The organism is uncultured Campylobacter sp. (assembly GCF_937921625.1).
Classification (GTDB): Bacteria; Campylobacterota; Campylobacteria; order Campylobacterales; family Campylobacteraceae; genus Campylobacter_B.
Genome location: NZ_CAKZTI010000050.1, coordinates 1 through 1,791, shown reverse-complemented (window position 1 = coordinate 1,791; position 1,791 = coordinate 1). Strand labels below are relative to the sequence as shown.

At 43.9% G+C, this 1,791-nt stretch carries 2 protein-coding genes; both read left to right on the top strand.

Annotation, left to right across the window (positions count from 1 at the left end; all coding sequences use genetic code 11):
* A partial coding sequence (gene larB, locus Q0101_RS08180) for a nickel pincer cofactor biosynthesis protein LarB (protein WP_297944210.1) occupies window positions 1-386 on the top strand: 386 nt, incomplete at its 5' end.
* A 30-nt stretch (window positions 387-416) separates the two neighbouring features.
* Window positions 417-1,730, top strand: a complete 1,314-nt coding sequence (locus Q0101_RS08175; RefSeq protein ID WP_297944207.1) for a DUF2809 domain-containing protein — start codon at window positions 417-419, stop codon at window positions 1,728-1,730.
* Window positions 1,731-1,791: the final 61 nt, after the last annotated feature.

Genomic DNA, 1,791 nt, shown 5'->3' with positions numbered 1-1,791 from the left:
TCGCGATAGTATCTGCCGGCACCGCCGACGGCGCGGTCGTGGAGGAGGCGTACGAAACGGCGCGATTTTTAGGCAACGACGCGCGCAAATTTAGCGACGCGGGCGTGGCGGGGCTGCACAGGCTGATCGCAAATTTAGAGCAGATACGCGGCGCAAAGGTCGTGATCGCGGTGGCGGGCATGGAGGGCGCGCTAGCTAGCGTACTGGCGGGCCTCGTGAGCGTGCCCGTGATCGCGGTACCTACCAGCGTGGGGTACGGCGCGAGTTTCGGCGGGCTGGCGGCGCTGCTAGCGATGCTAAACAGCTGCGCAAACGGCGTTAGCGTCGTAAATATCGACAACGGATTCGGCGCCGCGTATAACGCGAGCCTGATAAATCATCTCTAAAATTTTAGAAAAAATTTGTAAGGGGCAAAGTTGCGAGAGGATACGAAAAAAGCAGTACTTCCGCCTACGGACGCATCTAGAAGTGAGTATTGTTGGGATGCTAGAATGAACTGGGCGATGATGGGTATTGCTATTTTAGCATTTGAAATTTTTATCGCAATTTACGTCAAAAGCGGCTTCATACGCTACTATCTAGGCGATGTGCTAGCCGCAGCGATGCTTTATGCATTTGGGCGAGCCGCGTTCAGACTACCGCCTAAAATTTTAGCGCTCGCGGTCTTTGCTCTCTCGCTAGTTATCGAAATCGCACAATATTTTAAAGTGTTTGAAATTTTAGGCGTCCAAAATTCTATATTGCGGATAATTTTTGGTGGAACATTCGATTGGACGGACATCATCTGCTACGCGATAGGCTGCGCTTTAGCTTACGTATCTGAAAGTATCATTTATGATAAGGCGCGACTATGGAGGCGTAAAAGGTTGCCTAAAAATTTTAATGAAATTTTGCAAAGCGGCGATGAAGAAAAGATCAAAGCGGTATTTCAAGCCCTCGATATAAATGCGACTGACAAAGACGGCAACACGATACTTCATATGCTACATGCGGACAAAGATATCAAGAAAAAAGACCCAAACTCACCCTATGTGTATATGGGCGCAAATTTAATCGAATGGATCATCATGCAAGGCGGCGACATAAACGCTAAAAATAAAAAGGGCGAGACGCCCCTTAGAAATTTTATGTGGTATGTATATAAAAATTTACAACCGTATCAAAAGTTAATAATCGTAGGCAATCAAGGTTATGCTTCTTCGGTATATGTAGAACAAGTAAATGAAGTCGTTAATATCGATTTTGGAATAATGTATAACTATATATACAATCTTCTACCTAAAAAATCGCAAATTTATATTTGGCGGCGCTTCGGCAAAAAATTAGAATATCTATATGTGCCCGAGTATCCAACGGATATGGAAAAATACGATCCGCAAGAATACAGTAAATTTACCTATGATTTTTGGATGAAATTCTTAAGGCAAAAAGATAGCGTGCAGTATAAAATGATACATGCGGTTACTAATTTATATTGGCATTGGGACTATAACGGGGAATACGGAAGTTGGATTTTATGGGATGACGATTATACCGATGAAGCTGCCGTCGAAATCAAAAAATATTTTAAGCTAGGCAATAGGCTAGATGAGCTAAATGACGGCGTGCTTGATAAGATGTTTTATGATCTAAGAAAGAGCTGGCGTGCCGAAGATGTAGGTAAGCTTAGATATCTGTTCGTGCTTTGGTTGCTTAAAAATCCCGAGCCGTTTTTAGAGGACGAAATTTAAAAGGAGAAGCGATGGATAAAGAAAAAGCCGTGCAAAAGATGACCGAGGTCATGGCGAAATT